This window comes from endosymbiont of Lamellibrachia barhami, from assembly GCF_011947365.2.
Classification (GTDB): domain Bacteria; phylum Pseudomonadota; class Gammaproteobacteria; order Chromatiales; family Chromatiaceae; genus QGON01.
On record NZ_JAAVSH020000001.1, the window covers coordinates 3,664,523 to 3,690,218 of the forward strand.

20 protein-coding genes and 1 pseudogene are annotated in these 25,696 nt (G+C 56.0%); 15 read left to right on the forward strand and 6 right to left on the reverse strand.

Going from position 1 to position 25,696, the window contains the following annotated elements; translation table 11 throughout:
- Both G9Q73_RS16805 and G9Q73_RS16810 read left to right on the forward strand, forming a co-directional pair.
- Positions 1–1,143, forward strand: a 1,143-nt coding sequence (locus G9Q73_RS16805; protein WP_177420802.1) for a hemolysin family protein, incomplete at its 5' end; no start/stop codon positions are given.
- A gap of 129 nt (positions 1,144–1,272) precedes the next feature.
- Entirely contained in the window at positions 1,273–2,262 is a 990-nt protein-coding gene (locus tag G9Q73_RS16810) for an IS1595 family transposase (protein ID WP_177420803.1), read from the forward strand.
- Between the two features lie 47 nt (positions 2,263–2,309).
- Here G9Q73_RS16810 and G9Q73_RS16815 read toward each other — a convergent pair whose 3' ends face one another.
- From G9Q73_RS16815 to G9Q73_RS16845, 6 genes are all read right to left on the reverse strand, one after another.
- A complete protein-coding gene (locus tag G9Q73_RS16815) occupies positions 2,310–4,118 on the reverse strand; it encodes a hypothetical protein (protein ID WP_177420804.1) in 1,809 nt (602 codons plus the stop codon).
- Positions 4,119–4,932: 814 nt separating this feature from the next.
- The gene (locus G9Q73_RS16820; RefSeq protein WP_246345349.1) at positions 4,933–5,541 is read right to left on the reverse strand and encodes an EF-hand domain-containing protein; all 609 of its coding nucleotides are present in this window, start codon (positions 5,539–5,541) and stop codon (positions 4,933–4,935) included.
- Positions 5,542–5,763: 222 nt separating this feature from the next.
- Entirely contained in the window at positions 5,764–6,591 is an 828-nt protein-coding gene (locus tag G9Q73_RS16830) for an alpha/beta hydrolase (RefSeq protein WP_439654718.1), read from the reverse strand.
- A 108-nt stretch (positions 6,592–6,699) separates the two neighbouring features.
- Complete coding sequence (locus G9Q73_RS16835; RefSeq protein WP_177420807.1) at positions 6,700–10,377, reverse strand: SbcC/MukB-like Walker B domain-containing protein; 3,678 nt, start codon at positions 10,375–10,377, stop codon at positions 6,700–6,702.
- A gap of 9 nt (positions 10,378–10,386) precedes the next feature.
- Entirely contained in the window at positions 10,387–11,616 is a 1,230-nt protein-coding gene (locus tag G9Q73_RS16840; protein ID WP_177420808.1) for an exonuclease SbcCD subunit D C-terminal domain-containing protein, read from the reverse strand.
- Positions 11,617–12,036: 420 nt separating this feature from the next.
- Positions 12,037–12,594 carry a hypothetical protein gene (locus G9Q73_RS16845; RefSeq protein ID WP_177420809.1) on the reverse strand — a complete coding sequence of 186 codons (558 nt, stop codon included), beginning with the start codon at positions 12,592–12,594 and terminating at the stop codon, positions 12,037–12,039.
- Positions 12,595–13,175: 581 nt separating this feature from the next.
- Between G9Q73_RS16845 and G9Q73_RS16850 the strand changes: the two genes are divergently transcribed.
- The 13 genes and pseudogenes from G9Q73_RS16850 to G9Q73_RS16910 all read left to right on the forward strand — a co-directional run bounded on the left by G9Q73_RS16850 (position 13,176) and on the right by G9Q73_RS16910 (position 25,668).
- Positions 13,176–13,922: a 4Fe-4S dicluster domain-containing protein gene (locus tag G9Q73_RS16850; RefSeq protein WP_177420810.1), complete on the forward strand. Its 747-nt coding sequence runs from the start codon at positions 13,176–13,178 to the stop codon at positions 13,920–13,922.
- Between the two features lie 400 nt (positions 13,923–14,322).
- Positions 14,323–15,759 (forward strand): annotated as a pseudogene (locus G9Q73_RS16855) (FAD-binding protein).
- 49 nt (positions 15,760–15,808) lie between these two features.
- Entirely contained in the window at positions 15,809–16,216 is a 408-nt protein-coding gene (locus G9Q73_RS16860) for a 4Fe-4S dicluster domain-containing protein (RefSeq protein WP_177420811.1), read from the forward strand.
- A complete protein-coding gene (locus G9Q73_RS16865; protein WP_177420812.1) occupies positions 16,213–17,091 on the forward strand; it encodes a CoB--CoM heterodisulfide reductase iron-sulfur subunit B family protein in 879 nt (292 codons plus the stop codon). The genes G9Q73_RS16860 and G9Q73_RS16865 overlap by 4 nt, the downstream gene beginning before the upstream one ends.
- A 10-nt stretch (positions 17,092–17,101) precedes the next feature.
- Positions 17,102–17,362, forward strand: a complete 261-nt coding sequence (locus tag G9Q73_RS16870; RefSeq protein ID WP_177420813.1) for a 4Fe-4S dicluster domain-containing protein — start codon at positions 17,102–17,104, stop codon at positions 17,360–17,362.
- The gene (locus G9Q73_RS16875; protein ID WP_177420814.1) at positions 17,355–18,521 is read left to right on the forward strand and encodes a 2-oxoacid:acceptor oxidoreductase subunit alpha; all 1,167 of its coding nucleotides are present in this window, start codon (positions 17,355–17,357) and stop codon (positions 18,519–18,521) included. The genes G9Q73_RS16870 and G9Q73_RS16875 overlap by 8 nt, the downstream gene beginning before the upstream one ends.
- Positions 18,518–19,516, forward strand: a complete 999-nt coding sequence (locus G9Q73_RS16880; protein ID WP_177420815.1) for a 2-oxoacid:ferredoxin oxidoreductase subunit beta — start codon at positions 18,518–18,520, stop codon at positions 19,514–19,516. The genes G9Q73_RS16875 and G9Q73_RS16880 overlap by 4 nt, the downstream gene beginning before the upstream one ends.
- Positions 19,517–19,743: 227 nt before the next feature.
- Positions 19,744–20,313, forward strand: coding sequence for a 2-oxoacid:acceptor oxidoreductase family protein (locus tag G9Q73_RS16885; protein ID WP_177420816.1), 570 nt, complete (start codon positions 19,744–19,746; stop codon positions 20,311–20,313).
- Positions 20,310–22,256 carry a CoB--CoM heterodisulfide reductase iron-sulfur subunit A family protein gene (locus tag G9Q73_RS16890; RefSeq protein WP_177420817.1) on the forward strand — a complete coding sequence of 649 codons (1,947 nt, stop codon included), beginning with the start codon at positions 20,310–20,312 and terminating at the stop codon, positions 22,254–22,256. The genes G9Q73_RS16885 and G9Q73_RS16890 overlap by 4 nt, the downstream gene beginning before the upstream one ends.
- Before the next feature lie 16 nt (positions 22,257–22,272).
- Positions 22,273–22,719, forward strand: coding sequence for a hydrogenase iron-sulfur subunit (locus tag G9Q73_RS16895; RefSeq protein ID WP_177420818.1), 447 nt, complete (start codon positions 22,273–22,275; stop codon positions 22,717–22,719).
- Complete coding sequence (locus tag G9Q73_RS16900) at positions 22,719–23,810, forward strand: 4Fe-4S binding protein (protein WP_177420819.1); 1,092 nt, start codon at positions 22,719–22,721, stop codon at positions 23,808–23,810. Before G9Q73_RS16895 ends, G9Q73_RS16900 begins: the two co-directional genes overlap by 1 nt.
- 5 nt (positions 23,811–23,815) lie before the next feature.
- Positions 23,816–24,847, forward strand: coding sequence for a 4Fe-4S dicluster domain-containing protein (locus G9Q73_RS16905; RefSeq protein ID WP_177420820.1), 1,032 nt, complete (start codon positions 23,816–23,818; stop codon positions 24,845–24,847).
- The gene (locus G9Q73_RS16910; RefSeq protein WP_177420821.1) at positions 24,844–25,668 is read left to right on the forward strand and encodes an FAD/NAD(P)-binding protein; all 825 of its coding nucleotides are present in this window, start codon (positions 24,844–24,846) and stop codon (positions 25,666–25,668) included. Before G9Q73_RS16905 ends, G9Q73_RS16910 begins: the two co-directional genes overlap by 4 nt.
- Positions 25,669–25,696: the final 28 nt, after the last annotated feature.

Here is a 25,696-nt window from a genome sequence, read left to right on the forward strand (position 1 = left end):
GACCGCATGAAACTGCGGCACCGGGCGGCCAAAGGCTCCGAGGGATCACGACTGGCCCTGGAGATGCTCAAAAAACCGGAATGGCTGTTGTCCACCACCCTGGTGGGCACCAACATAGCTGTGGTTACCAACACCACCATGGCCACCGCCCTGATGCTTGAGTTGTTCGGCCCAGGCTCCAGTTGGATGGCCATCGTACTGGTCGCGCCCCTGATCTGGGTGTTCGGGGAGATCGTACCCAAGAGCATTTTTCAGCAGCGCGCCAACGACCTTACCCCGCGCGTCATCTTTGTCCTGAAATTCTGTTCCTACCTGTTCTATCCCATCCTGCTGGTGTTCAGCTTTTTGGCCCGCCTGCTGGGCCGCCTGCTCGGCGGCAATGATGCACAAAACCCCTTCACACTGCGTGAGGAGATCAAGACCATGATGCAAATGTCTGGCGGTGACGGGGACATAGAGCCTATGGAGCAGGGTATGATCCGACGCCTGTTCAATTTCGGCGAAACCACGGCGCACGAAGTGATGATGCCACTAATCGACGTGGCCATGGTGGAACAGGGCGTCACCTGCAGTGAGGCCAGAAATGTTGCCATCGAGCATTCACACGCAAGAATCCCTGTCTATCAGGAACGGGTGGATCGTATCGTGGACGTGCTTGACACGCTGGAACTGTTGGGGGTGGAGGCGGACGAGCCGATTCAACCCTTCATCAAGCAGGTCACATACGTACCCGCCGGCAAGAGTATCCAGGATCTTTTGCTGGACATGCGCAGGACAAGAGAGCAAGTCACGGTCGTGGTGGACAAGTTCGGCGGTGCGGAAGGCATCGTCAGTATCGAAGACATCCTGGAAGAAGTGGTGGAAGAAATCCAGGACGAGTACGATGCCGCAGAGTCCGAGATACAATTTATTCAGCGGCAGGAGGACGGCACCCTACTAGTGAACACCCGGGTTGATCTGTCTGATTTGGCTGAGGAGTTGGGCATTGATCTGCCAAAGGGCCGCTACTCCAGTCTGGCGGGTTTTTTGTTGGAGAAGGCGGGCGAAATTCCACCGGTGGGCAGCAGTATCGAATACAAGAAACTCAAGTTCGCCATACTGCGCGGGTCAGCCCAATCCATACAGGAAGTCAAAATCAGCTGACGTCTCGTTGGCAAAGGGATGGGGGCTGCTTCCCTACACCAGACAGACCCAGCTGGAAGCTGGGCCTGTCTGTCAGGCAATTTCATTAGGGGGGTAGTCAGCTAGCGCCTCCTGGTACAAGATATAGGGGTGGAAGATTTACGAGACAAACAGAAATCATGGCTAAGTCTGCAAGCAGGGCGAGACTATCCACGAACATATCGGGAATTTGTGGAGTGGTTTCCTGACGAGGAATCCTGTATCGCTTATCTGAAAAGGCTACGTTGGTCCAATAGTTTTATTTGCCCGGCATGCGGCTTTGCTTCAGAACCGTGGCATCAAACTCGAGGGAGACTGGTTTGCCCTCAATGTCGTCATCAAGCATCTGCCACTAGAGGGACTATCTTTGACAAGACACGCACTCCTTTTACAACTTGGTTTGAAACTGCTTGGCACATGACAACAGCAAAGAATGGTATGTCCGCAAAAACGCTACAACGAACATTAGGCACAAGCTATCGTACTGCATGGAAAATGCTTCACCAGTATCGTATTGCTATGGTACGGAGTGAACGAGAGCAGTTGTCCGGAATCGTTGAGGTCGATGAGAGCCTTGTGGGTGGTGTCGATCATGGTGGTAAACGAGGGCGTGGAGCCGATAAAGCTATCGTTGCGATTGCTGTTGAGATCAAAAATCCAAAGGGGTTTGGTCGAGTCCGAATGCGTCATATTCCTGATGCCTCAGGTGATCAGTTGCTTGCATTTATCACTGACGTAGTGGCTTCTGGGAGTACTGTACAAACCGATGGTTGGGGCGGATACAACGATCTGCAGCAGAAGGGTTATGTACACCAAAAGACGGTGCTTTCATCCAGTGATGACCCGGCACACGTTTCTATGCCGGGCGTCCATCGAATTGCGAGTCTGCTCAAGCGGTGGATCCTTGGCACACATCAGGGGTCGGTTAGTGCTGAGCATTTGCAATCTTATCTGGAGGAATTTACTTTTCGATTCAACCGTCGCACATCACGTAGCCGTGGACTGGTTTTTCGGAGATTACTTGAACAAGCTGTCATTACGGGGCCCATAATCGAGCATGAAATTGCTCATGGCTTTGATTGGCAGCACCACAACATATAGTGGGAGGAGGCGCTAGCTGACTACCCCCCTTTCATTATTGGTTGGCGCTACTGGATCTGCACCTTGACTGGTACAGCGGAAACCATGTCAACAATCCTGTTTCTATCGACCATCTTCTCGTTAACCAGATCCGGCCGACCTGTTGCCAGAGCTCTCAGGAAACGCGGTGGGAAGGCTCTGGCGCGTAAACGGACATTGATTTGCAGCGGGCCTTCGATGCCCGCTGGTACATCGACGTCGTAGCGTACATCCACGGTCTTTAACGCGGGAATGGAAAAGCTGTTGTCCGTGTGGGTTGAGAGGAATGGCATGAGCACCTCCTCTTCGATGAAATGCCCCTGGTCGTCCCGCATCGGCTCGCCGTTTTCATCCACCTGAATTCGGATGAACTCGTTGCCGAAATTGGCAAGACCCTGGTAGACAGGCGGATCCTCGTGACGTCGGTTGTAATCCGGGCCATGTATCACATCTGCCTCCAGTGTGAGCGGATCAATAACACCGGAACCACCGTTGGGTCCAACAAGATTACGCAGATCTTCATCATCAAGATTGCCGTCGGGTTCCGTTTCACCGGTTTCCGGATGCGCTGTATCAACCAACGTACCGCTCTCGTAGACCGTCTGACCATTATTATCGGAAACGATCAGTTCGACCCATACCTGTCGTTCCTGAGAAAAGCCGGAAGGCAGATTATGCCCGGTACCGCTGTTGGTTACGTGAACCGTGATCGGGATGGTACTGCCGCTGTCCGCATCCGCAGGGGCCGATACTGCGATCTCGGCTGCTGACTCCATGAGAATCCGGCGCCGTTGTACCTGGCCGATGACATTGCCGTTCTCATCGCGGGCCTCATTGTCCTGGCCAGGGAAGTCGACCAATGCGATATCGATGCCCGTGAAATAATGGGTGCTGACCTCCTCTCGCTCGAACACATATCTGGGACGTGGATACACTGTCGTCTCTCCTTCAGCGTAGGAACCGGCAGGTTCTGGCGGACCCAGATCCATGTGACAGTCCTGGCAGGTCACAACGCCTCCGACCGTATTATTGATCGGCCCGTAGGGACCATTTTTCCACTCAGTGAAGAGGTTTTCCAAGCGCTGGAAAGGCTCGTTGGTCACCGGATCAACGGCATCGGTCAGATTGGCGTCCGGTGGTATACGCACATCATGGCAGGTGCCACAGAACTCACTGCTACTCAGGTAGCCGTCTTGCATATTGATGTCCTGGCCATGAGCCGAAGTATGTGTAGGGCTGTACTCTGGATTATCCAGCGGCCCAAACTTCGTATCTCCGGGTTCCAATACAAACGCTGTATTCGCGATTCCGTCACCGAGACGACCAAATCCAAGTGAGGTATCTGGCCCGGAAATCTGGTGGCAGATGTCGCAGGAGATGCCTCCTCGTCCAGCCTTGGTGGCAAAATCCCTCATCGCATGGCCATTGCTGTCAGACAGGGTTGGGAAACTGCCAAGCAAACTGTCCACCGGATTATGGCAGCTTTGGCAGAACAGGGCCGTAGGATGATCACCGGCAGCGAATCCGGAACCTCCCTGGGATACTGAGAAGGCACTGCCGAGGGCCTCCAGTGCGCTGAATGTTGGACTGAGTGCGCTGTAGGCCATCATGTTGCCGGACCACTCACGGAACTGACGCGGATGGCAAATCCTGCACTGCTCCGGGTCGGAGAAATCTACCGTCTCCAACGGTTGAAGAGGAGTGGGATTTTCCAGGAAAGCTGTAAGCGCCTTGACTTCCTGGCGTGTAACGTCAATACCCGTGTGGACCAGTTCCTCGGCTATCGCACGTTGAGTGTCGTAAGCGGACTTGCCCTGAATATCGCCCCCGGATCCCATGATGCCCGTTCCATCATCGCCGTGACACAGGAAACAGAGTTTGTCCCTATAAATACTCGCTGTCAGGTCCGGTGGGAGTCCAGCGCTACTGCAATTTCCGCCCGTCCGCTTAACCCGTGCTTCCGCAGTGCTACCGCCGGATACCGCACGTACGTAGCAAGGCGAAATTGAAAGACCGTTCACTTTTGCTATCCAGTACCCATCATCATCGGCCTGGGCTGTGGCTAGTTCCTTCCCCGTTAATGCATCCGACAAAAAGACGAGGTTAAGGGTATCGCTCCGGCCTTTCACTACCAAGCGATCCTTATTTCCGTTCCAGCGGGCGGTATCGACTGCTACTGAGGCATTCTGTGCCAGCGCTCCGAAACTGGCAAAATGGATAAGAAGAAAAATTAGACTTGTACGGCAAAACATCCTGATCACCTTTTTCATTATGCATGCTCCTTGGCAAATCCCCGAAGACAGGCAGAGGGTAGAAGTAACCTCGCGTAAATAAAAGTGAACCCCAGCCGTCTATGATGTGATGAAATAGCCTTTGGTTATTGTAGTGGCTATAACCTAGTAAATTAGTAAGGAATGCCTGGTTGTCAACCCGCAAAAACTCATGGATAAAAAATGGTTGTTCGCGGGACCGCAGAACGGTGGGTTGTGACTAGATGCCTGTGGCAAACAATTTCTGCTCCAGGGCAACACAGCGAAGTGCTCTGCCACATCCGGATGCCGATACCAAGGAGGTCTAACAGACCAGGTACCGTACACCCACTCTTCTCCCTGAAAGATATCATCCTGGCCTTCCCTGGCCACAATGAAACGCCTACTGAGAACGTGACTGGCGATGCTGGGCCTGCATCTGCAGAAACTCAGACTCCTTCACCACGCCGTCACCATCCTGGTCGACTTCGCTGAAAGGCCGTGCATTTTTCAGACCTCTCATCATATAGCCCTGTTTGACACGCTCGCTGATTCGCTGACCGCGAGCCTCGATGAATTCATCCTCAGTCATGGCCCCGTCACCATTAAGATCGAATTCAGCGAATGTGGGCATATTCCGGCCCCTACCCACACCGCGCCCGGGGGCTTGCTCTGTCCCCTTCTCCGGCCCCCTTCCATAGGACCGCTGTGACATCTGCTGCTGCCGAATTGCCGCCATTTCGTCTGCACTCAGTACGCCATCTGCATCGAGGTCGAACTGTTCGAATGTCGGAGCCTTGGCGGCATTGCGCATCGGCCGTCCCTCGGCGGCGCGTGCTGCCCTTCGCTCGTTGCGAAGGGCATTGAATTCTTCTGTAGTAATAGCTCCGCTGCCGTCACGATCATAGGCCTCAAACGGCACAGGTCCCCGCTGAAGATAGCTGGGCGACTGAGCTGCAACAAACAATGCTGTTCCACTCAACAGAATCGTAACAATTGATTTATATAACATCTTCATATCGACTCTCCAAAAAACGGCACACTTGCCGGACTACATCCTGAAACACCTCTTTCTATCGGTAATATTAAACCGACAAACTGAAACCTAGCTGAAAACCGCAAAATCGTGTGAGGCACGGTGTTCGAGGTGTTTTTTTCGTTTGCGATTTTTATAGAGGGTTCTTCACGGCGTAGCAGTGCATTCCCCAGAGCTATGACGATACGCATGGTTCAATCACCTACGGTCAATCATTGTGATGAATCGCTCCAGTCCCTCCCGGTAACTGTTGCCACTCTGTAGAAACCCCATATTGTGACTGCCGCCGATCTGCAGAAACCGTTTCGGTTGACGGGCTGCCTGGTAGAGCCGCTGCCCATGCTTAAAAGGGATGATTTCGTCGTCCGGACTATGGACCACCAGAACCGGGCAGGTGACAGATTCAAGATAAGCCTTGGTATCAAATTGGAAACGTAACAGCCAACGCACCGGAAACAGGGGGTAGAGATCTGCTGCCATATCCGGCACTGAAGTGAAGGCAGACTCCAGGATCAGGCCTCTTGCTGGATAACTTGAGGCGAGACGGGCGGCGACAGCGGCCCCCAGAGAGCGGCCGAACAGCAGTATATCCTCCGGCGGGATCTTCCTCTGCTCAGTCAGCAGGCGCCATGCGGCCTCTGCATCCCGGTAATTTCCCGCTTCTGTCGGACGGCCTTCGCTCCGGCCGAAACCGCGGTAATCGAAGATCAGCACCGCCAGACCAAGCCGGTGAAAAATCTCCAGGGAATCCAGGCGATGTGAGATATTGCCGGCATTGCCGTGAAAAAAGAGCAGCGTGGCACGCGGCTTTTCGACCGGCAGAAACCAGCCGTGCAGGGTTATGCCATCGTCGGTGGTGAATGCGATCGTCTCGAAGCTCAGCCCGATTTGATCTGGCGTAGCCATGATCGCCCTGGTGGGCAGGCTGGGATAGTAGAGCAGGCGTGACTGGGAAAAATAGAGTATCAGCAGCATTGCCCCATAGACCGCTACCACTATCGCCACAAACGGCCATAGACTCTCCAGCGAAAAACGTGGCATTGGACGATGCTCCTCCGTCACTTCACATTGGGGCGGATTATGCGGCCATCGACATCAACCCGCGCGTCGGAAAAGACTAGCCATATCATGCGGTTATTCCACCCTGCCACACCCAGGTCCACTGATCGTACTTCTTCCACCCGCTTGCGGCATTACCTCTATCTGGGTGGCGATGCGCTCCTTGAGGGCTGAGACGTGGGAGATCACACCGATCAACTTGCCATCCTGCTGCAACCCTGCGAGGGTCTCCAGCGCAGTGTCCAGGGCCTCTTCATCCAGGGTACCGAACCCTTCATCCAGGAACAGTGAGTCCACCCGGACGTTTTTACTGGCCATCTGGGAGAGACCAAGCGCCAGGGAGAGACTGACGATAAAACTCTCACCCCCCGACAGGTTCTTGGTTGAACGAATCTCACCCGCCTGATAGTTATCCACCACGTTGAGTTCCAACGGCTGCCCATCATCTCTGATCAGAAGGTAGCGATCAGTCATCTTCTGCAGTTGCCGGTTGGCATGCCCGACCATCATTTCGAAGGTCAAGCCTTGGGCGAAGTTGCGATACTTCTTGCCATCCGCCGAGCCGATGAGTTCATGCAGAAGACCCCAGCGCGAACATTCACTTTTTTGTGCGTCGATCAGCTTGGCTCGATCTTGTTGTTTGCGCCTCAGATTCTCATTGTCGTCCAACTTCTGCCGCATGCCACCCACCTCCTGCTGGAGACTCTTTCGGCGGTTTACAAGCGCCTCCAACGCCTCCTTGAGCTGGTCGCGAGATTGGTCCGTCGTCTGTTTTTTTCGTTCGATATCCAACAATGATGATCTATCCCGTCTCCTTGTATTCAACTCTGTTTGCTCAGTTGCCAGCCGCTGGGCTTGCTGCATCAGATTGTTACGTTCTTCTTCGGGCAGACAGGCCGCCTGGTAGCTGGCTTCATCGGTGAAATCGAACTGGCCAAGTCGGATCTTGAACGCCTCCTGACTCTGTTTCAACTGATCAGCCCTGCCGAGCACCGTCCTTTCAATCAACGCAATCGCGGCTTTCAGTTTGCCCTGCTCCCCCGCTGCAAGATGAAATACCTGACGGGACTCTTCGAGTTGTTTTTCAGCCGCTTCAACAGATGTGAAGAGACGGGTCTCTTCGGTATCCGGGTTCTTATCTGCAAAAAGCGCAATTCGATCCCGGGTCAGGGAGTCCTGCTCACGGATCAGGTTGCGCAGAATCTCCCGTTGTTCTATCAGAACGGCCTCTGATGTGTTGATTTGCGTGGCTTGATGATCTGTCTGCAACTCCAGGTTGGAGATGTGTCTTTCAAGATCATTCTGTTGTTTCTGCCGATCAAGCCATTGATCTCGCCGTGTAATCAGCTCAGTCTGAATCGGCTTCAGCGCATCCGTGGCCAGCGCCTGAAAACCGTAGCCCCGCAGATCTTGCAGCGTCTGCTCCTGGGCATTCTGCAACTGGATCCTGAGTGCATCCAACCCATCTTTCTGGCCATCAACTGCCTGTCCTGCTGCGTGTTTTTTATACAGCAAACCTTGAATTTCCTGCTCTGATTGGTCCAGCGTCTCTCTTGTCTCTTCAATCAATTCACGTAGGGAGGCAATCTCCTTCTCGTATCTCTCAGCAGCCGACACGATCTTTGCGGTCATCTCCAGTTTTTCCCTATTCTCCTGCTGTAACCCTGGTAAGGCATCTGCCGGATCATCGCCCCCATCCTCAACAACAGCAAGCACCCTGAACCCTTCACGAATCTGCTGCTCTTCGGTGCTAATCCTGTCTCTGACTTGTTGTTGCAGGGTCTCGTTTTGTTGCAGGTCTTTCCGGGTTTCAGCCTGTTTAATCTGGAGACCGGAAAGCCTGTCACGGGCCTGTTTTAAATCCTCTCTCACACGCTTCAGTTCAGTTGCGGTCTCATCCGTGGCGGGAATATTCCCTTCTGCATACGGGTGTTCCTCTGCACCGCAAAGGGGGCAAGCCTCACCATCCTGAAGTTGCTGCCGGGCCTCCTCAAAACTCTGGATTCGGGTAAGCAGGGAGAGCTGTGTTTCCAGCAGCAACAACTCCCGCTCCAAGACCGCAAATCTCTCAGTTTGTTCCAGGATCTGCCTGGCCAATGGCCCCTCTTCGGCAGTGAATTTTTCATATTGGTTTTTGAGTTGACCGAGGCTAATGCGTGATTCACTCAACGAGTGGAGCGACTTGCCTGTCTCTCTTAGCAGGGACTCTCTCTCTTTGAGATCCGAGAGTAAGTTCCGCCACAGTGAAACCTCTCGTTCAGCGAGAATATCTGTCAGTTCATTCTGCTGTTGAAGCAGTTTTTTCTGGATAACTTCGAGGGCATCGTTTTGTCCCCGTAGCATTTTTGATTGCTCACTCCACAATCGTGAGGCTTCTCTCTTTTGCGTCTCGGCTGAAACCACTTCCCCAGCCTTATCACGGACATTTCCATCCAGTTCACGAAGCCGGTCAAACTGACTCAGAATTCTGGCAAGCTGTTCGACAAGTCCCTTATCCGCCTCGCTTTCTGAAAGAAGTTTCTGAACCTCTTTGAGGATGACTTTCTGCTCATCCAGAATCTGGCTGCCTTCACTATGCCTGGCTCGAAGGGCAACAAGCGTTTCTTCCGTCTCTCTGAGGACATTCGCGGCCATTCTGACAGGCGCCTCTTTTTCCCGCAGTTTGGTATCCAGCACTCGTACCTTGCCGATGACAAGCAGCGTCTCTTTTTGCTCGCCTCGCTTCTGCTTCAGCTGCTCATTGGTCAGTTTCCATGTCTCTTCGGCCCGTCTTACTTCGGCCTCTTTTTCAGGCAGGGTCAGCAGATACTCTTTGTGGCGTTGCTGATCCGTCTCCTGCTCACGACGTAGCGAACTCAAACTGGCAAAATCGCCTGCCAGTTCCAGGGCCTGCATTGCCCGCTCAAGCTTTTCTCCCTCAGGGTGAAAAACCTCCTGACGCATCTTCAAATCCTGCTTCTGCTCTTGCAGTAAGTTCAACTCCTCTTCCAGTCGTTCGATTCCATCCAACCAGGCGATTGCCTGACCTTTTTGATCAACCTGTTGATTCAAACCGGCCTCCTGCAGAACCCTCTGCTCAAGGCCTGCTTTCAACTGCTGCTCATCCTCTTCACTCAGCAGTTGCATCCCGGCCAGTTCAGCCTGAAGGAGATCCAGTTTTTCACGCTCTTCAGAGTGTCGTTTATGAACCTGAATGGAGATCTGGCTGTAGATCTCTGTGCCGGTAATCTGTTCCAGAATGGGGGCGCGTTCGTCAGGAGCCGCCTGCAGAAAAGCCGCAAAGCCTCCCTGCGCAAGCAGCATGGAGCGGGTGAAGCGGTCGAAATCCATGCCGGTAACCGTTTCAATCTGATCGGCAACACCGCGGAGCTTTGCCTCAAGAATCCGGCCTGAATCAACATCCGCAATCTCATGTTTAGGCGCCTGCAACTCCCCGCCTGGTTTTTTTCGCGCCCTGTGCTGGCTCCAGTGACAACGAAATCGTCCCGCCTGGGTTTCAAAGGTCACTTCGGCAAAACACTCACCCGTCTGCCGTGACATAATCTCATTCCCGCTCTTGGTGACCTTGTTGAGACGAGGCGTTCGGCCATAAAGCGCGAGACAGATAGCATCGAGGATCGTCGTTTTGCCCGCACCGGTCGGACCGGTTATGGCAAAGATGCCGTCGGATGAAAAAGCGGGGCATGCCAAGTCAATTGCCCATTCACCGGCAAGCGAGTTCAAGTTCTTAAAACGTACCTGCAGTATGCGCATTGTCCGTCTCTATTCTGCTCGGGTATCGGCTTGGTTGAGAACGGCGATCGTCTCCTGATAGGCCAGCAGAAGTTCAGGGCGCTGTGCTTCCGGCACCTCATGCGCCTCAAGACATCGTGCAAAGACATCATCGATATTCAGATCGTCGAGGGTTTCGTTATCGTGAATTCGGTTGAGCACCCGATCTATGATCCGGTTATTCTTCACCCGAAGAATCTCCAGATTGGTCTCTGATATCGCGGTATCGAGTTGCTCACGCAGGTCACCGATCACTTCCCCGCCTTCATAGACGACCTCCAACCATGCCTGGTTTTGTGTTGCAGTCAGCGCCAGGATCCGGGCGGAGATGTCGTCCCAGTCACCTTGTATGCGCTCAAGCCGTTGGAAGACAGGTGTCTTGATCAGCGTCACCGTTGCTTCTCTGCCAGTGAACTCAACGAGGCAGACACTCTTCTCCTGGGTGGCTTCTCCAAAGCCCATCGGCAGCGGAGACCCGCTATAACGCATCACTTCTGAGGCATCGATCTTCTGCGGGACGTGGAGGTGGCCCAACGCAAGATAGTCGATACATTCCGGGAAGATTCCCGAGGTCACATGGGCAAGTGAGCCGACATATAGCTCGCGGACACCATCGCCATCAACCGTTTGTCCTCCGGCGGCAAAGAGATGCCCCATGGCAATAATGGGAACCTCGATACCCAATGCGTTACGTTTCTGTTCAGCCAGGTCACACACCTCAGCATAGTGGGTGCGTATGCCCTCGATCAGTTTCTGTTCCTTGTCGTCAATGCTCTCACCGGCTTCCGCCACTCGAATATCGCGATCCCTCAGGTAGGGCACTGCACAAACGATGAGTTCCGGGGAGTCGTCACGATTTTGCAGCAGCAGAACTTCTTCATCGCGGCTCTCTCCGATCGAGCCAATGACGTGAACGTCAAGCGCGCGCAATAGTTCCTTGGGGGCATTCAGAAAAGAGGGAGAGTCGTGGTTACCCGCAATCACGATGACATGTCGGCAGGATGAGGCTGCCACACGACACAGGAACCGGTAATAGAGCGCCTGAGCTCGATTGCTCGGTGTGCTTGTATCGAAGACATCGCCGGCCACGAGCAGTGCATCCACCTGCTCTTGATCGATTTTCTCCGCCAGCCAGGAGAGAAACGCTGCGAACTCCTGGTAACGTTTTCGTCCATAAAGCGCCCGGCCGATATGCCAGTCTGATGTGTGGAGGATTTTCATACCCTCGCCCACCCCACAAGTTTCATTCCATTGCCTCACCACAAAGACGAGCCAGCTCATCTCTCAATATGATGGAAAAATGGTACTCCACCACTGAGTGTTTATCGATACGCGGGAATCGGTATTTTACCTGTTCGGCCAGCTGAATGGCTTTTAGGCTTCGATGTGCTCACAAAATGTAGCACATTCCACCAGGACTTCAGCTCGCTTTCCTGCTGTTATTGTCGCATTTACTTGGGGTGGTTCAACCCAGGACATCAGACCTCACGGGTGACTTAAAGCATGGCGTCCTGATTTGGAAGGAAACGATCATGGGAATCTATCCCGGTGCCGAACCGGTGTATCTGGCGCAAGCCCGGGTGGCAGCGCCAAACCAGCAGATCTAATCTGCTGGTCGGCACTACAAAATAGAACAAGTTACTAGCAGATAGCGCCCGTGCTGCACCCATTGGCAGGTACCGCTGCCAGTAACGCACGAACCAATGCGGGCGGCAACGGGCGGGAGAATTCATCCATATCGATTGTGATCTGTGACGTCACGACTCGTGCAGGATTCACATAAATCTCACCTTCTGCCTTGATGGTAACTGTGCCTTTTTGATCAGAGAATGGTGCCCGCAAAACCACACTGTTTTTGCCAAGCAGATGGATATCATTCGACAGTTCCAGCTGAATATTCTCATACTTTCCGACAGAAATCATACGTCCATCAAGGCGTTGAACTGTCGAAGCAAGAAGATCGAGTTGGACAAGCTTTCCAGCCTTATTCTCATACAAAACCTGCTGTCGGCCTTGGGCATCTATTCCAGTGATCTTTCTTACCTGGACGAGCACTGTGACTTCCCTGCTCAGTAAGGCATTGTTTATGAGATCACTAATACTGTATTGCTTAGCGGATTGTGCAGAATCAGCTGATGCTGCTGATACCAGCAGAATTGAAGCAGCACACACGCGCAACATATATTTGATCAGGGACATACTTATTATCCTCCAATAGCTGTTTTCTTTAGTAGGCCAGTAAATCTGTGGCCTTTCGGCATCAGGATACGTTTTGGGAAAAATATCCTAATCACCAAGCTAGTGCAGGTTTCTTAAGAGGGGATTAAAGGTTATTCCTCGAAGGCATTTTTGCCAACTCCGTCACAGTACAGGAAACATGCCTTATGCATCGATGAGCATTCATATGCACCTGCCCCTGGCATCTCGATGAGTTGGGAAGAATCAAATCAATAATTACCTCTGAAAAACGTAAGGGAGCAGTAGATTGGCGCAGAATCAGAGCTGGACTATGGGCAGCGCGATTGGGCCGGTGGCGCGCCATAGAAGCCTATTCTCCAGATTCCTGGCGATTGGCTTTGAACAAATTTTGTATTTGCACGAACTGTAGTGTTAGCATCGACCTTCAAGAAACCTGGAGGTTACTGTGGAAATCCTGTCGGCCATGCCGTTCGGGATAGCCGCAAGGCAGAAGTTGGATGAGTGGGTGTCCGGATACCCCAGAGCGGGATCCGGAATCGGGCCGAACGGCTTGAATGATAGGCACAGGCGGAGAAATCCCTATGAGTGGCGATCAGCAAAACGAAACCGATGACAAGAATAAGGCTGTGAGCGATACCGGCAAGCCCGAGCAACCTCAGGCGCGCATGGTGACAGTTTCCATCATGGGCAAACCCGCCCTGGTTCCCGATGACTCCACGATCATGCGGGCCATCGAGTACAGTGGCCAGCAGATCATCCGCGGAGCGGGCTGCCGCGAAGGCTTCTGCGGCGCCTGCGGCACTATCTACCGACTGCCCGGAGACTACCGGATTCATACCGGCCTTGCCTGCACCACCCTGGTCCAGGAGGGGATGGCACTCTCTCAGATACCATCCGTACCCCTTGAGAAAGCGGTCTATGACCTGGAAACGCTCACTCCTGACGTTGACACCATAAAAGCACTCTATCCTGTCGTCTTCCGTTGCGTGGCCTGCGGCACCTGCACCAAGGCCTGCCCACAGGGACTTCAGGTCATGGATTACATCCAGTCCGCCATGCGCGGTGACATTGCCGAACTCATGGAACTCTCATATGAGTGTGTGGGCTGTGGGCTGTGCGCCCTGCGCTGCCCTTCCGAGATCATCCAGCACAAGGTCGCCATTCTCGGCAAGCGCCTCTATGGACGCTATCTGCGCAAGGAGAGTAAAGAACTCGACATCCGCATCCGGCAGGTAAAGAACCACGAGTACGATGGCGAGTATGCCGAATTGATGTCCCTTGACAGGGAGGCTCTCAGCGAGCGCTATTACGCGAGAGATACGGAGTAGCACGGCCTCCCTGCAGGATTAGGGAAGGTAAGACAACACCACTTTCGGGGCGCTTGAAGGGGCAGTTTCTTAGCGACAACGAGCGTGCTTTCGGAGGAAATGAATGTATCCGGATTATCTAAAAGATTCGCTTGAAAAGGTGAATCAGACTCGATCCAAAAGGCTGGAGCTGGCGAAGAGCGACAAGCCGGTCTATCCACCGATGAATGCGGCGGAACGGGAGGACGTGCTCTCCAAGTTCCACCCCGATTCCGCGTCCGCCGCACGCAGTCACATCCGCATCGGCCCCAACAAAGGTGAGCAACTCACCACTGAGATCACCGATCTGCTCGAAGCCCATTCGATGCTCGACCCGAAGCGGATGGAGGAGAGTCTCGCCAACCCCGATTACGAGACCGATATGCTGATCATCGGTGGTGGCGGCGCTGGCTGTTGGGCCGCTATCACTGCCATTAAAAACGGCATCAAACCGATGATCGCCACCAAGCTGCGCCTGGGTGACGCCAACTCCATGATGTCCGAGGGCGGCATGCAGGCCGCCGTTACACCACAGGATTCGCCCACCCGGCACTATCTGGACGCCATTGGCGGCGGTCATTTTGACAACAAGCCCGAACTGGTTCGCGCACTGACCGAGGATGGCCCGGAGGTCGTCAGGGAACTGGAGAATCTGGGTGTCATGTGGGACAAGATGGAGGACGGTTCGCTCCAGGTCCTGCATGGCGGCGGCACCTCGCACAAACGCATGGTCTCCTGCCGCGACTACATCGGCGCCGTCATCATGCGTACCCTGATGGACGAGGTGGAGAACCACCCGGACGAGATCAGCGTGCGTGAATTCGAGCCGGCCATCGAGCTGCTGCTGGACGACAAGGGTCAATGCGCCGGCGCCGTCCTCTACAATCTGGACACCGAGCAGTTCATGGTGGTCAGGGCCAAGACAACGGTGATCACCACCGGCGGCTTCGGACGGCTGCATATCCGCGGTTTTGCCACCACCAACCACTATGGCGCCACCGGCGATGGACTGGTAATGGCCTATCGCGCCGGCGCCAACCTCAAATTCATGGATTCGGTCCAGTACCATCCCACCGGCGCTATTTACCCAGAGCAGATCGCCGGCTTCCTGATTACAGAGAAGATCCGCGGCGCCGGGGGCCAGCCACTGAACAAGGACGGCTAACTCTTCGTCTTCCCGCGTGAACCCCGAGACGTGGAGAGCGCCGCCATCATCCGCGAATGCAGCGACGTGCGGAACATGGGTGTCGATACCGCCTACGGTCGCAGCGGAGTGTGGCTGGACTCGCCACTCATCGACATGATCCATGGCGAGGGTTACACCAGGCATCAGTTCCCCGGCATGTGCCGGGCGTTCGACAACTACGACATCGATATCGTCAAGCAGCCGATGCTGATCTATCCCTCGCTCCACTATCAGAACGGCGGCATCGAGATCAACGAACGTTGCGAGAGCAATATTCCGGGCCTGTTCATCGCCGGCGAGGCGTCGGGCGGCGTCCACGGCCGCAACCGCCTGATGGGTAATTCGGTGCTCGACTATAACGTCTTCGGCCGCCGCGTCGGCAAGCAGGCCAGCGAGTACGCCAAGTCGGTAAAACTCGGCAAACTCAGCCTGGAGCATGTCACCGCCTACGCCGGAGAGATGACTGACCAGGGCATCGACAGCGATCTGATCTCGCCGGTGATCCTGCCCTCCTATACGCCAGAGGACGTCAGGCTGCATCAACTGGCCCGCCTCGGCAATATTCCGGCGCGCCACTCCATACTGCGCAGCCGGATCGGTTGTGGTTGTGGCAATGGGAAGGAAGGCAAGTGAGCGGTTTTCACGTTCTCCCCTGGTTACTTCCTGACGCAGGAGCTACCTCATGATGGTGTTCGTCTCAAGAGACAAGATCAACAGCGGGTTCACTGCGAAGGTTCAGCGGCTCGCAGACCAGAACCTGATGGCCTGCTACCAGTGTGGAAAGTGTTCCGCCGGCTGTCCCATGGCCGCCTATATGGATATCCCACCGAACCAGATGATCCGGCTGGCGCAACTGGGAATGGAGGAGGATCTGCTCAACTGCGAGGCAATCTGGCTCTGTGTCTCCTGCATGACCTGCAATATGCGCTGTCCAAAAGGGGTTCGGATCGCCGAATTGATCGAGTCCATGCGCCAGATAAAGCTGCGCGCGCGGCAGGACCACCTGCAAGTGGAGAAGATTTCCGCAGCGGATCTGCGCGCCATCCCGCCCATTGCCCTCATCGGCAGTATGAGAAAGTTCACCTCATGAAGCTCAGCTATTTTCCCGGTTGTACGCTCAAGAACCATGCCCGGAATTTCGAGGATTCCACCCTCTACGCGATGGATAAGCTTGGGGTGGAAGCGGTGGAGTTGGATCGCTGGAACTGCTGTGGCACCGTCTACTCTCTCTCTGCGGACGATCTGATGCGTCAGGTGGCGCCGATCCGCAACCTGCTGCGCACCCGTGAACGGGGAGACTCGCAGCTCATGACCGGTTGCTCCATGTGTTTCAACACGCTCAAACGGGCCAACCACCGCGCCCGCGCCAATAAGGAGGATCTGGCTCGCATGAACGATTTCATGTATGACGAGCCGGTCGATTACGCAGGGGATGTCGATGTCCTGCATGTCCTGGAGGTGGTGCGCGATCAGATCGGATTCGATGCCATTCGCGAGCGGGTGGTCAAACCCCTCGAAGGCCTGCGTGTGGCCTGCTACTACGGCTGTATGCTGGTGCGGCCCAACGAGGCGGCGATCGACGATGCAGATAATCCCAGGGTGCTTGAGGACCTGATCACTGTCCTGGGTGGCGAGCCGGTGGATTTCAGCCATAAGACCGAGTGTTGCGGCGCCCACCAGACCGTCGACAAGCCTGAAATCATCGCCGACAAGACTTACGAGATCCTGGGCGCTGCGAAGGCGCAGGGTGCGGACACGGTGGCGGTAAGCTGTCCCCTGTGCGCCTTCAATCTGGATCACCGCCAGGAGACAACCCTGAAAATCCATGCCGATTTCCATACCATGCCGGTCGTCTATTTCTCGCAGCTGATGGCTATTGCCCTCGGAGGGTCCGAGTCGGTACTGAGGCTGGATCTCCATCACACGCCTCCCGGTCCCCTGCTGACCGGGAAAGGTCTGCTCTGAGGGAAACAGGATGGCATTCGGCAAAATCAAACAAATCACCGGCGTTGTCACCATCAACAAGGCCTGGTGCAAGGGTTGCGGTTTCTGCGTCAATTATTGCCCAACCGATGCCCTTGCCATGTCATCCGAATATAACGCCAAGGGATATCATCCCCCGTACATCAAATCGCCGGACGATTGCAGAGATTGTGATTTCTGCCAGACGATCTGTCCGGAATTCGCCATTTACGTCACCCGCAAGGCGGAGACAGAGGAGAATGAGAATGCGTAAGACTGCCGCCGATCCGAAAGGTGTACTCGAGGGCTCTCACTTCCTCGACGGCGATCACGCAATTGCCGAGGGGGCATTGGCGGCCGGATGCCGCTTCTTTGCCGGTTATCCGATCACGCCGTCGACCGAGACGGCCGAACGCTTCGCCGAGCGTTGTCCTGCTGCTGGCGGCATGTTCATCCAGATGGAGGATGAGATTGCGTCCATCGCTGCCCTGATTGGCGGCGCCTGGGGTGGACAGAAGGTGATGACAGTGACCTCTGGTCCTGGCCTTTCACTGATGATGGAGAATCTTGGCCTGGCGGTCATGACGGAGACCCCCATGGTGATCGCCGATGTACAGCGCGCCGGCCCCTCCACCGGCCTGCCGACGCTCCCCGCCCAGCAGGATATGATGCAGATACGCTGGGGATCTCACGGCGACTACCGGATTATCGCCCTCTGCCCGGATTCGCCCCAAGAGTGTTTCGACCTGACGGTAGAGGCGTTCAATCTGTCGGAGACCTATCGGGTTCCGGTCTTCATCATGGCCGATGAGACCGTTGGCCATATGCACGAGAAGGTCGTCATCCCACCCGCTTCGGAGATCGAGGTGGTGGAGCGCAACTGGTATGAGGGTCCCAAGGCGGATTACCGTCCCTACAAGTTCACCGGCAAGGATGTTGCCCCCATGGTCAAGGCGGGTGACGGTTACCGCTTCCACATCACCGGCCTCACCCATGACGAGCGCGGCTATCCAAGCCTGACCGTGGAGCAGAACGAAAAGGTCGTCACCCACCTGATCGAGAAGATCGACTCCAACGCAGACAAGATCATCCAGCTCGATGAGAGTGAGGTGGAGGGTGCAGATGTCGTTGTCGTCTCCTACGGCATCACCTCGCGGATCGTCTCCCGTGCGGTACAGTTGGCGCGCGAGGCCGGCATCAAGACGGGGTCGATGCGGCTTATCACCATCTGGCCCTTCGCGGAGAAGAGAATCGAGGAGCTGGCCGGCAAGGTGAAGGCTATCGTTGTTCCGGAAATCAATTACGGTCAGATGGTGAGGGAGATCGAACGCAGTGCGGCCGGCAGGTGCCGGGTCGTCAGTGTTCCCCATTGCGGTGGCGCGGTGCATGATCCCGACGTCATCCTTGACGCCATCAAGGAGGCCAGCAAATGAGCATCGAAGTCAATATCGAAAAATTCCGCGCAGAGAGCCCGATGACAGATTTTCTGCGTATGGAGCGGATGCCGCATATCTGGTGTCCGGGTTGCGGCATCGGCACCGTGGTCAACTCCTTCGCCGAGGCCGTCAAGAAGAGCGGCATCGACATGGACAAGCTGGCGGTGATCTCCGGCATCGGCTGTACGGGTCGGGTCGCCGGTTATGTGAACTTTGATTCCATCCACACCACCCATGGTCGCGCCATCCCCGTCGCCACCGGTCTCAAGCTGGCCAACCCCGATCTCAAGGTGGTGGTGGTCAGCGGTGACGGCGATCTCACAGGTATCGGCGGTAACCACTTCATCCACGCCGCCCGCCGCAACATGGACATCATGGTCATCTGCGTCAACAATTTCACCTACGGCATGACCGGCGGCCAAGTGACGCCGACCACGCCGCAGACAGCCAACGCCTCCACCACACCCTACGGTAATTACGAATACCCCTTCAGTCTGCCGTTTCTGGCGGACGCCTGCGGGGCGACCTACGTGGCGCGCTGGACCTCGCTGCATGCGCGCAATATCACCAAATCGATTCGCGAGGCGCTGAATCACAAAGGCTTCTCCTTCATCGAGGTGATCGCCCCCTGCACCACACTCTATCAACGTCGCAATCGCCTGGGCGACGGCCTCGATGCACTCGAATATTACAAAGAGGACGCTGGGGTTGAGAAGGATGTCGACACCCGCGATGTAGGCATCGACTTCCAGGGCGATATCGTCATGGGCCGATTCGTCAATCAGGAGAAGCCGACCTACTACGAGGCAGTCAACGAGCGTTACGCCAACGTCTTGGGCGACGACTACCAGCTCTACGGCATGAGCAAGCCCGAGCGTGAGGAGAAGGCCAAGCGCGAGGCGGAGGAGAGAACCAAGGTACAAGCCCTGATGGAGGATGAAGAGGCCCAGATGATGGCCGAAGATATGGGCGTGGATGAGGAAGGGCTCTGAGGTGTTTATGTTTAACCACAGAGGACTCAAAGGAACGCAAAGGGAAATAAATGCATCGGATCCCAATGTAGGATGTGGTGAGCATAGCGAACCGCATCGCTCGGGGTGTCAGCGAATAATGCGGTTCGCAGGCTCACCAGCATCCTACAAATTTTGCAACGCGAACCAATCGCTTTTCTTTACTTTTCTTTGCGCCCTTTGCGGTTATAAAAATCAGGAGATCAACCATGCGTGAGGTCAGATTTTCCGGGTTTGGCGGTCAGGGCATCGTCCGTTGCGCCCTGATCACCGGCAAGGCGCTGTCGATGTATGATGACAAATTCGCCACCATGACCCAGAGCTTCGGCCCCGAGGCCCGTGGTGGCGCCTGCAGCTCCCAGTTGGTGGTCTCCGAAAGTCGGATTCTCTATCCCTACGTCACCCTGCCCGGCGTACTGATCGCACTGTCACAGGATGCCCACGATACCTACGAGCCGAAGCTGAGGGACGGCGGTCTCCTTATCTACGAGGCGGATCTGGTCACACCTAAAGAGGATACAGGGCGGGTACAGATGTATCCCGCGCCGGTCACCCGCTTCGCCGAGGAGTTGGGCAACCGCCTGTTTGCCAATCTGGTGACCCTTGGTTGCTTCTCTGCCATCACCAGGATCGTCACCCCAGAGGCGATGAAGAAGGCCCTGCCGGGGCTGATCCCGGACCGCTTTCTCGAAATCAACAAGAAGGCCTTCGACAAGGGTTTTGCATACGGGCTCGAATTGCTGGAGAAGAAGCCACTCGTGACTGGGGACGCGCAATGACAAAGCGCACCGGTGTCTTTGTTTGCCACTGCGGTAAAAATATTGCCGCCACTGTCGACGTCAAGAAGGTCGCGCAGGAGCTGGCCAAGGATGACGGTGTCGTTTTTTCCGAAGACTATGTCTATATGTGCTCGGACCCGGGTCAGACTGCAGTCATCGACGCCATCAAGGATAACAACCTCAATGGCATGGTCATCTCCTGCTGCTCGCCGACCCTGCACGAAAAGACCTTTCGCGATGCCTCGGAGCTGGGTGACCTCAACGCCTTCCAGTGCGAGATCGCCAATATCCGCGAGCAGTGCGCCTGGGTGCATAAAGACATGGAAGTGGCCACCGAAAAGGCCCTCAAGATCACCCGTGCATCGGTGCGTCGCGTGCAGCACAATCAGGCGCTTGAGCCTATCGGTGTTCCGGTTACCCGCCGGGCTATGGTAGTCGGCGCTGGCATTGCCGGCATTCAGGCCGCGCTCGATCTGACCGATGCTGGTCTCGACGTGGTTCTGGTGGAAAAACAGGCGACCATCGGCGGCAACATGCTCAAGCTGTCGGAGACCTTCCCGACCCTCGACTGCTCCCAATGCATCCTGTCACCGAAGATGGTCTCGGTGTCGAAGAATTCCAAGATCACGCTGATGACCGAAAGCGAGGTGGAGAGCATCTCCGGCTTCGTCGGCAACTTCAAGGTCAAGATCAAGAAAAAGGCGGAGTTCGTCGATCCCGAGCTGTGCAAGCTCTGCGACGACTGCACACCGGTCTGCCCGGTCGCCGTGCCCAATGAGTACGACGTGGGTCTGACCAACCGCCGCGCCATCCATATCCCCTTCGCCCAGGCGATCCCAGCCTCCTTTACCCTGGATGAAGAGGCCTGCCTCGGCCTCAATCCCGTGGTCTGTGGCAAGTGCGAGGAGGTCTGCGACGTCGGGGCAATTGATTACGACAAGAAGCCGACTGTCACCGAGGAAGATATCGGAGCGATCATTGTTTCCACCGGGTTCGACCTCTACGGCATGGAACATATGGGTGAATTCGGTGGCGGCCGCTACCCGGACGTGCTCGACGGCCTCCAGTTTGAACGTCTCTGCTCGGCTTCAGGCGCCACCGAGGGCCATATTATGCGGCCGTCGGACCACAAGGTGCCCAAGGAGATTGTCTTTATCCAGTGCTCCGGCTCCCGGGATCCGGAGAACCACTGCGCCTACTGTTCGAAGATCTGCTGCATGTACACGGCCAAACATGCAACCCTCTATAAACACCATGTCCCCGATGGGCAGGCCTATATCTTCTATATCGATATCCGCTCCGGCGGCAAGGGTTACGAGGAGTTCGTACAGCGTTCGATGGAGAATGACGGCGTGATCTACCTGCGCGGCAGGGTCTCCAGAGTCTACGAAAAGGATGGCAAACTCAGGGTGATGGGCGTCGATACCCTGGCGGGACGCAACGTCGAGATCGATGCCGATATGGTGGTTCTGGCTCAGGCGATGGAACCCTCCAAGGGGACTGCCGAGATCGCCAAGATCCTGAAGATAGCCCGCGACAAAGACGGCTTCCTGGCCGAGGCCCATCCGAAATTAAAACCGGTCGAGAGCGTCACGGCAGGTATCTACCTTGCCGGCGCAGCCCAGGGACCGAAGGATATCCCGGAGACGGTCAGTCAGGCGGGCGCCGCCGCCAGCAAGGTCATCGCCCTGCTCTCCAAGGATCAACTGGCCCACAGCCCGATGGTGGCAAAGGTCAGAGACCCCTACTGCACCGGCTGCGAGATGTGTGTCGACGCCTGCCCCTATGACGCCATTACCCTGGTGGACGGCAAGGCCAGCGTCAACGAGGTTCTGTGCGAAGGCTGTGGCTCCTGCGTGGGCGTCTGCGTGCGCGCCGCCATCGACGTCAAGAACGTCACCCAGCTGCAGATTCACGAAATGATCAGCGCCATCATGGCGTAATGGGAGGAGGATTCAGGTGTCGAACCCGTCGCAAACGACTGAAGTACAGGACTTTGAGCCGCGCATCGTGGCTTTCCTGTGCAAATGGTGTTCGTCCGCCGGCAGTGATCTGGCCGGTGTGTCGCGCATTCAATATTCGGCAAACGCCACCCCCATCACCATCCCCTGTTCGGGATCGGTATCACCCATGTATATCCTCTCCGCCTTCAACAAGGGGGCGGATGGCGTGCTGATTTCGGGCTGCCATCCAGGTGACTGCCACTATATGGAGGGGAACTATCTGGCCCGCCGTAAACTTTACCTGGTGAAGGAGCTGCTCCAGTTCATCGGCCTGGAGTCGGACCGCTTCCGCATGTCCTGGGTCTCGGCCGCCGAGGGGGCGAAATTCGCAGAGGTGGTCGACGAGTTTGTCGAGGATCTGCGCGTACTGGGTCCCCAGAACCGATTGAAGGCGGAGCGCTGATGGTCAATGTAGAAGAGATTCGAGACTATGCCGCCGGCCTGTTGGAGAAGGGGGAGGTCAAGTCGGTGCTGGGTTTTCGCCGGGGCTCAGCGAGCGCTTTTGCTGAACCCTGCACGATAACCAATGTCGGAGAGGCTGCTTCCCTTGTCTGGGATCCCACCTGCCTGAATAATCTGGCGCTCTATCTGGTCAAGGACCGCAAGCAGCAGGCGGTCTCCAAAACTCCTGACACACGTCCTGTTGGCATCGTCGCCAAGGGCTGCGACAGCCGCGCCATCGGTGTTTTGCTGCAGGAGAACTACTTCAAGCGCGAGGACGTAGTGGTCATAGGTGTCTCCTGCGAAGGCACGGGCGTCGTCGATCCGAGGAAACTGTCCGCCAAGCTGAAGGGCAGAACGGCGAGCCGGGTAACATTCGCCGTGCAGGGAAGCACAAGTGTCGCGGGAGGCAGGACGCCGGGAGCGACTGACGGCGCCGACGGCATCAATGTCAGCGTGTATGGCGATGAAACTGAAACCGTTATACCGGCACGAGAGGTTTTGGCCGACCGCTGCCTCGAATGCCGCGCGGCCGCTCCAGCACTCAATGACGTCGTTTTCGGCAATACGGTCGAAGCGCGTGATTTTAACGAGCCCTTCCATGCCGCCAAAGAGGCGGAGAGACTCTCTGAGGATGAGCGCTGGGCGACCTGGGAACGCCACTTTGATCGCTGTCTGCGCTGTTTCGCCTGCCGTGCAGTCTGCCCTATGTGTTACTGCCCTGAATGCGTGGTCGACAGCACCACATTCGTGGTCACGCTGGGAACCAGCGCCGAGGAGAAGGCCAACCGCATCCGCTGGTGTGAGCGCTCGGCGAATACCTCCGAGAGCGCTGTCTATCACTTGACACGGGCCATTCATCTGGCGGGTCGTTGTATCGACTGTGGCGAATGTGAGCGGGTCTGCCCGGTCAACATTCCGCTACGTCTGCTCAATACCAAGCTGGAAAAAGAGGCCTTCGAGATGTTCGAGTACCAGGCGGGACACGATATCGAACAGGCCTCACTGCTGTCGTCCTTCCGGGACGAAGATCCCAATAGTTTCATCAGGTAGCTCCCATGGAAAAGATCCTTCGCCAGGAAAAACTCAGGGAGTGGGTCGATACCCTCGACGACTGCGAGGTGTACGCTCCCGCCTTCGCCGACTCGGTCTGGAATTTTGCCAGGGTCGAGGCCGGCACTGATATCGACCTCTCTCATACCAATACCATCGGCTCCGTCAAGGCCTTCACCTTTCCGCAACGCGAGGTCTTCTTCCGTTTCGAAAAGAAGGACGGCGTTCCGGTGCTGACCCCGACACTACCCGATCCAAAGCCCACTGTGGTATTCGGCGTGCGGCCCTGTGATGGCAGGGGCATGCCCCGCAACGACACGGTATTCAATAAAGAGTTCGAGGATCCCTATTACTGGGCGAGACGCAACAAGCTGACCCTGGTTGGCTTGGCCTGCAATCAGCCCCACTCCCCCAACTGCTTCTGTCAATCGGTTGGTGGCTCGCCACACGCCGAGGAGGGTCTCGATATCCTGATGACAGACCTGGGCGACCGGTTTCATGTCAAGGGAGTCACTGCGAAGGGGGTGGAGGCCATGGAGCGGGGCCGCGACGCCTTCGATGCGGTTAGCGACGCTGACCAGACCGAGGTTGATAAGGTTCACGAGACCTCGCGCAGTTATCCCCAGCGCCCTATCGGGGACCTGGACGCCATTTCCGAGGCCCTCCGCGAGAGCTTCGACTCTCCACTGTGGGCCGATATGGCGCAGCATTGCATCGGTTGCGGCATCTGCACCTTTCTCTGTCCAACCTGCCACTGTTTCGACATCAACGACGAGGTGATTAGCCCGACCACTGGCGAGGGCGAGCGGGTGAGAACCTGGGACAACTGTCAGTTCCCGGACTTCACCATGCACACCTCGGGGCACAACCCCAGAGGCGACCTTGGTTCACGTCTGCGGCAGCGGGTCAACCACAAATTTCTCTACTTCGTCGAAAACCATAAAACCCAGCAGTGCACGGGTTGTGGCCGCTGCATCACGGAATGCCCGGTCGGGATCGACATTGTCGCGGTCTTGGAGAGGGTGGGGCAATCATGACGGATAACATCTATCTTCCAAAGATTGGGCGCATCGTCGGTATCGATGAGGAGACCCAGGGCGCCAGGGCAATCAAGACCTTCAAGGTCGAGTTCCCGAACGACGACGGTTTCGAGCATGACTGCGGTCAGTGCGCCATGCTGTCGATGTTCGGCAAGGGCGAATCGATGATCTCGATCGCCTCCTCGCCGCTGGTCAAGGAGTACAAACAGTTCAGCATCATGAAGATGGGGCGGGTCACCTCGGCCTTTCACGCTGCCAAAATCGGCGACTTCATCGGTATCCGTGGCCCCTACGGCAACCAGTTTCCCCTGGACGACTGGCAGGGCCGGGATCTGGTCTTCATCGGCGGTGGCGTCGGTCTGGCTCCGATCTGGCCGGTAATCCAAACGGCAGTGGCCCGGCGTGAGGAGTTCGGTAAGATCACCGTTTTCTACGGCGCCCGCACCTCCAGCGACATCATGTACGAGGCCGATTTTGAGAGGCTCAAGGAGTCAGTCGAGGTACAACTCTCGGTCGATGCCCCGGAAGAGGGCTGGTCGGGCTATACGGGGTTCGTTCCCGCCAACCTGATGGACAAGGCGCCGCCACCTGATAACGCCATTGCTATTACCTGTGGCCCGCCGATCATGATAAAATTCGTGATCCAGAATCTGCAGGCATTGGGCTTTGCAGATGAACAGATCTACACCACCATCGAAAACAAGATGAAGTGTGGTGTGGGCAAATGCGGTCGTTGCAACGTGGGTAAGGACTATGTCTGTGTGAAGGGCCCGGTCTATTCCTGGGCTGAGCTGAAGCGCCTGCCGCAAGAGTACTAGATACCATGTAGCTATTCACCACGGAGAA

What these genes read in the sequence shown, in the direction of transcription:
- G9Q73_RS16815 (WP_177420804.1), bottom strand. Translation starts at nt 4,118, where the DNA reads ATGGGATCCGGGGGCGATATTCAGGGCAAGTCCGCTTACGACACTCAA.
- G9Q73_RS16820 (WP_246345349.1), bottom strand. Translation starts at nt 5,541, where the DNA reads ATGTTATATAAATCAATTGTTACGATTCTGTTGAGTGGAACAGCATTG.
- G9Q73_RS16835 (WP_177420807.1), bottom strand. Translation starts at nt 10,377, where the DNA reads ATGCGCATACTGCAGGTACGTTTTAAGAACTTGAACTCGCTTGCCGGT.
- G9Q73_RS16840 (WP_177420808.1), bottom strand. Translation starts at nt 11,616, where the DNA reads ATGAAAATCCTCCACACATCAGACTGGCATATCGGCCGGGCGCTTTAT.
- G9Q73_RS16845 (WP_177420809.1), bottom strand. Translation starts at nt 12,594, where the DNA reads ATGTCCCTGATCAAATATATGTTGCGCGTGTGTGCTGCTTCAATTCTG.
- G9Q73_RS16850 (WP_177420810.1), top strand. Translation starts at nt 13,176, where the DNA reads ATGAGTGGCGATCAGCAAAACGAAACCGATGACAAGAATAAGGCTGTG.
- G9Q73_RS16860 (WP_177420811.1), top strand. Translation starts at nt 15,809, where the DNA reads ATGATGGTGTTCGTCTCAAGAGACAAGATCAACAGCGGGTTCACTGCG.
- G9Q73_RS16865 (WP_177420812.1), top strand. Translation starts at nt 16,213, where the DNA reads ATGAAGCTCAGCTATTTTCCCGGTTGTACGCTCAAGAACCATGCCCGG.
- G9Q73_RS16870 (WP_177420813.1), top strand. Translation starts at nt 17,102, where the DNA reads ATGGCATTCGGCAAAATCAAACAAATCACCGGCGTTGTCACCATCAAC.
- G9Q73_RS16875 (WP_177420814.1), top strand. Translation starts at nt 17,355, where the DNA reads ATGCGTAAGACTGCCGCCGATCCGAAAGGTGTACTCGAGGGCTCTCAC.
- G9Q73_RS16880 (WP_177420815.1), top strand. Translation starts at nt 18,518, where the DNA reads ATGAGCATCGAAGTCAATATCGAAAAATTCCGCGCAGAGAGCCCGATG.
- G9Q73_RS16885 (WP_177420816.1), top strand. Translation starts at nt 19,744, where the DNA reads ATGCGTGAGGTCAGATTTTCCGGGTTTGGCGGTCAGGGCATCGTCCGT.
- G9Q73_RS16890 (WP_177420817.1), top strand. Translation starts at nt 20,310, where the DNA reads ATGACAAAGCGCACCGGTGTCTTTGTTTGCCACTGCGGTAAAAATATT.
- G9Q73_RS16900 (WP_177420819.1), top strand. Translation starts at nt 22,719, where the DNA reads ATGGTCAATGTAGAAGAGATTCGAGACTATGCCGCCGGCCTGTTGGAG.
- G9Q73_RS16905 (WP_177420820.1), top strand. Translation starts at nt 23,816, where the DNA reads ATGGAAAAGATCCTTCGCCAGGAAAAACTCAGGGAGTGGGTCGATACC.
- G9Q73_RS16910 (WP_177420821.1), top strand. Translation starts at nt 24,844, where the DNA reads ATGACGGATAACATCTATCTTCCAAAGATTGGGCGCATCGTCGGTATC.